We start from the raw sequence: 5,736 nt of genomic DNA on the forward strand, positions 1-5,736 counted from the left end.
GTCTTCGCACCTTCCGCTACAATCAACAGAGTGTAAAAAATCAACACTGTTCTTTAACACAGCCAAAAAGAAAAAAGAAGAGGGTGCCCCATTTGCTGGTCACCTTCTTCTATTTTTAAATCGCTTACTCTCCGCCTCCAAGCGGCATCATGAACGTTGTCCAATATGTAAAACCGGCGAAGAAAACTGTCAGATATGCTCCAAAAACATACATATACATACGTTCAGAAAGCTTTAGATAGCTAAGCAGGACAAAAAATCCAGTTTGGGCTAAGAAAAGCATTGCTGTTCTATCCATATCTCCAAGATAAAACATTACGGTAAAAATACCCGTCCAGAAACCTAATACTCTGAACATCCGATCCATATGTATCCCTCCTTTACCCCTTATGAATACCATTCATTACAATATTATAAAGTATCAGGAGGTATAATGTAAATAATGGTTTCACATTAGTTTGTTACGACTGCTTGGTATGAACATGTATCGCATCCAGTGAACATATTATCCTTTTCAATTAGTTCAATAGAATCAAATAATGTTTCAAACATTCCTTTAAGGAATTCGCGATGCATACTGCATACTGTCTCATGTTCTTCGGCCACTTCTTTAAATGGACAATTGAAGATTTGGAAATAGATCTTAGTATGATCCCCATTAGCTTCAAATTCAGGATAGAAACCTGCAAGAGTAGCAGCGTTTTTTAATATACTTAGCTTTTCATCGAAATTTAATACATCGCCAAGCGATCTTCTTGCCATTTCCTGTTCTACAATCTCAGCACCAAAACGCTTCCCAGTTAAGAACAGTGCATCACGGCCTACATCTCCCAAAGAGATCATCGTTTGGATGGCCACTTTTGATAAAAGCATATAATCACGGAATGGGAAATGAAGCTGAATCACATCATCCGATAAACGATACAATCGGCTTGGTCTTCCACCTTTACCCGTTTTCTTTGTTTCTGAAACTAACATGTTTACATCTTCAAGTTTGGATAAATGTAATCTAGCCACGTTTGGGTGGATGTTAAAGTTATCAGCTACTTCTTGTACAGTCACTTCTTTGTGGCGTTTAGTAATGTATTGATAAATGTAGTAACGCGTTGGATCTGATAATACATTGGTTATCTTTAATGTTTGTTCCATCTTGGCTCACCTCGGACCCCCATAATTTCCTTTATTATAATACAGCTAAAATAAAGTGGGAATGAGGTTAACACTGTATACACTATATGTTTAGAAAATGTTCACAATTACAGACTCAATATTGTAACAATATCCTGAAAATATGACAAATTTTGGTTAAATAAGATTCGTTTCGAAAAAAATAAATAAAACATTTCAAAAATTAGGAAGAATATGATAGAATGATGTCGAATTACAGTTTAGACCAATAAATAAGGCGGTGATTACGATTGTAAATTCGATTGAAATTTTGGCAAACCGAATCATCACAGATGCTGCAAAAAATCAGGCCTCAGATATTCATATTATTCCCCGGATGAATGACACCCTCATCCAAATACGTTTAACTAACAAACTGATCCCCCGCTTAACACTACCAAAAGAAGAATGCGACAGACTCATTTCTTATTTCAAATTCACAGCAAATATGGATATCGGAGAAAGAAGACGTCCTCAAAGCGGAGCAATCTTTCGTGAACTAAACGGACAATTAATAGGCCTCCGGCTCTCGACACTTCCCTCTAACAACCGAGAAAGCCTCGTAATTAGACTATTACCTCAACAGGAACAGATCCCTTTTCATCAACTTTCATTGTTTCCATCGATGACTAGAAAACTTCTAACGCTACTGAAACATGCTCATGGGCTTGTGATCCTAACAGGACCAACAGGCTCAGGAAAAACCACCACCTTGTACTCCCTTTTAAACGAAACAGCCCACCTATTTCATCGAAATGTAGTAACTCTCGAAGATCCTATCGAAAAAAATTATGATTCCGTTCTGCAAGTACAAGTGAATGAAAAAGCCGGCGTTACATATGCAACAGGTCTTAAAGCCATACTCCGACATGACCCGGATATCATTATGGTGGGAGAAATCAGAGATGCTGAAACTGCAAAGATCGCTGTGCGTGCAGCGCTGACAGGGCATTTAGTATTGAGTACTATGCATACACGAGATGCACAAGGAGCAGTTTATCGATTACATGAATTTGGTGTCAATTGGCTTGAAGTAGAACAAACTCTTATTGCTGTTACAGCACAAAGATTGGTGGAGTTAACATGTCCCTTCTGTGAAGGAGATTGCTCGCCACAATGCTACTCTTACGGAAGATGGAAACGAGCCAGCGTGTTTGAGCTGCTGTCAGGGAGAAATTTAAGCTCTGTCATGAAAGCAGCAAAGGGTGAAGAAGTGACATTAAACTATAAGACATTAAAAGAGGTCATCAGAAAGGGGATCGCCTTAGGTTATGTTCAAGAGGAAGAATATGACCGGCTGGTATTTGAAAATGAAAAAACGTAAATGGTCTTTACATGAACAGGCAAGTTTTTTAAAGAGAATTGGGGAATTGCTAGCTCGTGGATATCCTATATCCGAAGCCATTGAATCTATCTCCTATCATTTAGCAGCCAACCGAAGGGACGAACTGCTGAAATGTTTACAACAACTAAAAAAAGGGCTGCCCTTCCACAATGTCCTTGAAAACCTAGGATTCCAAAAAGAATTAGTTGGTTATGTTTACTTCGCTGAACAACACGGCAGCTTCGCAGATGCTTTGCTTGAGGGAAGCCATCTTGCACTCGTGAAAGATCGGGATCTACGAAAGCTAATGAAATTACTACAATACCCCCTACTATTAATAATCCTTACTGGCTTTTTAATTTTGTTTCTTGAAAAAACGTTATTGCCCAGATTTATCACTCTTTTCTCCTCATTAGGGTTGGAACCTAATTTTTTCACAAAAGTGATTTATGGATTTGATCGCCTTTTTCCTGCAATTCTTGAACTAATGATTGCCTTACTGATCGTATCAGGGATTTATTACTACTTCCTTTTTAGAAAATTTTCCGCCATAAAACAACGAGAATTGCTCGTCCGCTTGCCAATGCTCGGCAAAGTCCTCAAATTGCTGTTTACCCACTACTTTTCCATTCAATTTAGTTTTTTATTATCAGGGGGAATCTCCATCGCTGAAGCTCTTCTATTATTTGAAAAAAATAAGCAACAGCCATTCTTTAGTCAATTGGGAGAAGAAATTAAAGAAAAGCTCGTGACCGGGGAAAAATTAGAAACGATTCTAGCTTCCTACCCATTTTTTGAAAAGGAGTTTCCCATGATTGTGAAACATGGACAAGAAAATGGAAAGTTGGAACAAGAACTATTATTTTGCAGTAAGTATTGCATGGTAAATATGGAGGATTTAATTGAGAAAAGCTTAAAAGCAATTCAGCCTATACTTTATCTCTTTATCGGCTTTTTAGTAGTTTCGATGTATTTAGCTATTTTATTACCCATGTTCCATCTATTAGACGGTATATAATGACTGGAGGTCACATAATGAAAAATCGCAAAAACGATCTTGAACAAGGTTTTACTTTAATAGAAATTATGATTGTAATGTTAGTGATTTCCATATTATTAATTATTACGATCCCCAATATAGCCAAGCACAATAAAAATATCAATAATAAGGGCTGTCAGGCATATGTACGAATGGTAGAGGCACAAGTTCAAGCCTACGAAATGGATTTACATACAACACCGACAATGGCTGACTTAATCAGAGAAGGGTATTTGAATGAGAATGTGAAGGGCTGTCCAAACGGCAAGACAGTAACAATTGGTTCAGATGGGAGTGTCTCTGCAGCAGAATGAACGGTCAAAAGGGGTTCACACTAGTAGAATCATTAATCGTTTTAGCGGTGTTCATGATTATTTCAACGGTGACCGTATTCTCATTAAAACCGCAAAACTCAACTATACAAATTCAAGCCTTTTTAACCCAATTAAAAACAGATCTTTATTATGCCCAAAACTATGCCCTAACGCATAACCAAGATGTATCGGTTGTCATTACTCCCAGTAAATATAGGTACATCGTGTATGTTTATAGTGCAAACCAGGAGAAAATTATTCAACGAAATTATGACACCAGTTTCTACTTTATTCCGGGATCCCTTCCTTTAAACTTCACCTATCAGGCTAACGGAAATGTTAATAAGTTCGGAACTTTCTTTATAAAAGCCAAAAAGAAGACCTACCAGATCACATTTTTAATAGGGAGAGGGAGATTTTACTTTGTGGAAAAATAAAGGCTACTTTTTGCTCGAATTGCTGCTGTCAATGTCTGCTTTGTTTATGATCTGTTTAACGTTCATTCCTTTATTCATTCAATTAAAAAAGCAATCTGATCAATTTGCCATTGAAAATAAAGCAAGACACCTACTGTTTAATGAATTACACGAAAAATTAAGTGGCTCTACAGAATTTAATAATACCTCCATTAAGGAGAACGGCATTGTTTATACCATCTCTTGGGACAATGCAGGGACACCCGAGAAGAAGGAGGCATGTATCAAAATTGATAAAACCATTTACCGCAATGAACCTAAAATATGCGAGACCCTTGAATGAACAAGGTTTTACTCTAATTGAAGTACTTTTCTCTTTAATGATCTTCAGTACCATCATCTACCTAATTGCCCCAATAATTCAAATCGCCATTGAAAATACACAAACAGATGCCCAATTGCAATCCATGGAATGGGAAGTGTTCAGCAATGAAATCAAGCAGGAAATCCGCATGTCAACACAAGCTGACGTCATTTACGATAAGCTATACGTAACGAAGGATGGCGTAACGATTACCTATGACAAATATGGAAACAATATCCGCAGAAGAGTAAACTTTAACGGCCATGAGATTGTTCTTCAAAATGTATCGAAATTGAGCTTTATTCGTACAGATCAACATATAAAAATTGTAGTGACCGATGTTTATGGGAATCATTATGATGTTGTTGTCCATGCATTTGTGGAATGGAAACCATCATCATGAATAAAAACGAGCATGGATTTACATACCCACTGACATTATGTCTGTTGATTCTTTTTCTTACGTCCTTTTCTTTCTATGTTGAACACTTGTTGGTTGAAAGAAAGTTTTTTTCGGATACAGCCGAAAATCTTACCGCAGAATACTATTTTCATTCAACATTAAAAAAAATTGAATCAACTGTTCAAACTACTGGGAGTGTCCAGACAAACGGAACTTTTTATTTCCAAAAAGGAGTGGTCGTGTTTAGGGCCGAACCCGCAGGAGAGACATCCCAGACTGTAAATATATCACTTTCTCTTCAATCAGGTGTAAGGATTAACGGGAAAGCAACATATGATCTGCAAACAAGAAAATTAATGAAATGGACAGAATAAACAAGGTTGAAGAGGTTTAAAATTGGGCATACTTGTGGTGAAATGTAAGGCAGGTGGTATGATGAAAACAAACGATTATGTTAAATATATGACCCAAACCTTCGTCAAGTATGTCGATCAACCCAAAGATGAACGGAAGCGTCTTCGCCTTGAGCGTAAACAGGAAAGAGCCTCGTTTTGGTATCGCTGGTTTGGCATTTTACCTTATGTCCTTTATATAGAGATTCAACGAAGACGTAAGGTTAGAGGTAAGCATAGTAACTAATGAAGATCCCCAAAATCCCTTTCAAGCAGGTAGGAATTTGGGGATTCTTTTTAAAATGGCTGTGTTAAAG

At 37.3% G+C, this 5,736-nt stretch carries 10 protein-coding genes; 8 read left to right on the forward strand and 2 right to left on the reverse strand.

Going from position 1 to position 5,736, the window contains the following annotated elements; translation table 11 throughout:
* Positions 1 to 124 precede the first annotated feature (124 nt).
* Positions 125 to 367: a DUF2626 domain-containing protein gene (locus V7083_RS05840; protein ID WP_335476328.1), complete on the reverse strand. Its 243-nt coding sequence runs from the start codon at positions 365 to 367 to the stop codon at positions 125 to 127.
* An 86-nt stretch (positions 368 to 453) separates the two neighbouring features.
* The gene (locus tag V7083_RS05845) at positions 454 to 1,149 is read right to left on the reverse strand and encodes a helix-turn-helix transcriptional regulator (RefSeq protein WP_335476330.1); all 696 of its coding nucleotides are present in this window, start codon (positions 1,147 to 1,149) and stop codon (positions 454 to 456) included.
* A gap of 259 nt (positions 1,150 to 1,408) precedes the next feature.
* On the opposite strand from V7083_RS05845, the gene comGA reads away from it, so the two are divergent.
* The 8 genes from comGA (at position 1,409) to V7083_RS05885 (ending at position 5,666) form a co-directional block, all read left to right on the forward strand.
* Positions 1,409 to 2,491, forward strand: a complete 1,083-nt coding sequence (comGA, locus tag V7083_RS05850) for a competence type IV pilus ATPase ComGA (RefSeq protein ID WP_335476332.1) — start codon at positions 1,409 to 1,411, stop codon at positions 2,489 to 2,491.
* A complete protein-coding gene (gene comGB, locus V7083_RS05855; protein WP_335476334.1) occupies positions 2,478 to 3,509 on the forward strand; it encodes a competence type IV pilus assembly protein ComGB in 1,032 nt (343 codons plus the stop codon). Before comGA ends, comGB begins: the two co-directional genes overlap by 14 nt.
* Before the next feature lie 17 nt (positions 3,510 to 3,526).
* Entirely contained in the window at positions 3,527 to 3,844 is a 318-nt protein-coding gene (comGC, locus tag V7083_RS05860; RefSeq protein WP_335476336.1) for a competence type IV pilus major pilin ComGC, read from the forward strand.
* The gene (gene comGD, locus V7083_RS05865) at positions 3,841 to 4,281 is read left to right on the forward strand and encodes a competence type IV pilus minor pilin ComGD (protein WP_335476338.1); all 441 of its coding nucleotides are present in this window, start codon (positions 3,841 to 3,843) and stop codon (positions 4,279 to 4,281) included. Before comGC ends, comGD begins: the two co-directional genes overlap by 4 nt.
* Positions 4,268 to 4,603, forward strand: coding sequence for a hypothetical protein (locus tag V7083_RS05870; protein ID WP_335476340.1), 336 nt, complete (start codon positions 4,268 to 4,270; stop codon positions 4,601 to 4,603). The genes comGD and V7083_RS05870 overlap by 14 nt, the downstream gene beginning before the upstream one ends.
* Complete coding sequence (gene comGF / locus V7083_RS05875) at positions 4,551 to 5,027, forward strand: competence type IV pilus minor pilin ComGF (RefSeq protein ID WP_335476342.1); 477 nt, start codon at positions 4,551 to 4,553, stop codon at positions 5,025 to 5,027. Before V7083_RS05870 ends, comGF begins: the two co-directional genes overlap by 53 nt.
* A complete protein-coding gene (gene comGG / locus V7083_RS05880; protein ID WP_335476344.1) occupies positions 5,024 to 5,401 on the forward strand; it encodes a competence type IV pilus minor pilin ComGG in 378 nt (125 codons plus the stop codon). The genes comGF and comGG overlap by 4 nt, the downstream gene beginning before the upstream one ends.
* 61 nt (positions 5,402 to 5,462) lie before the next feature.
* Positions 5,463 to 5,666 (forward strand): YqzE family protein, encoded by a 204-nt coding sequence (locus tag V7083_RS05885; RefSeq protein WP_335476351.1) that lies wholly within the window; start codon positions 5,463 to 5,465, stop codon positions 5,664 to 5,666.
* The last annotated feature ends 70 nt before the right edge of the window (positions 5,667 to 5,736 follow it).

It is taken from the genome of Bacillus sp. JJ1764 (genome assembly GCF_036962145.1).
GTDB lineage: Bacteria > Bacillota > Bacilli > Bacillales > Cytobacillaceae > Neobacillus.

Coding starts and splice junctions, on each gene's coding strand:
- comGB (WP_335476334.1), top strand. CDS start 2,478: ATGAAAAAACGTAAATGGTCTTTACATGAACAGGCAAGTTTTTTAAAG.
- V7083_RS05885 (WP_335476351.1), top strand. CDS start 5,463: ATGAAAACAAACGATTATGTTAAATATATGACCCAAACCTTCGTCAAG.
- comGG (WP_335476344.1), top strand. CDS start 5,024: ATGAATAAAAACGAGCATGGATTTACATACCCACTGACATTATGTCTG.
- V7083_RS05840 (WP_335476328.1), bottom strand. CDS start 367: ATGGATCGGATGTTCAGAGTATTAGGTTTCTGGACGGGTATTTTTACC.
- comGD (WP_335476338.1), top strand. CDS start 3,841: ATGAACGGTCAAAAGGGGTTCACACTAGTAGAATCATTAATCGTTTTA.
- V7083_RS05845 (WP_335476330.1), bottom strand. CDS start 1,149: ATGGAACAAACATTAAAGATAACCAATGTATTATCAGATCCAACGCGT.
- comGC (WP_335476336.1), top strand. CDS start 3,527: ATGAAAAATCGCAAAAACGATCTTGAACAAGGTTTTACTTTAATAGAA.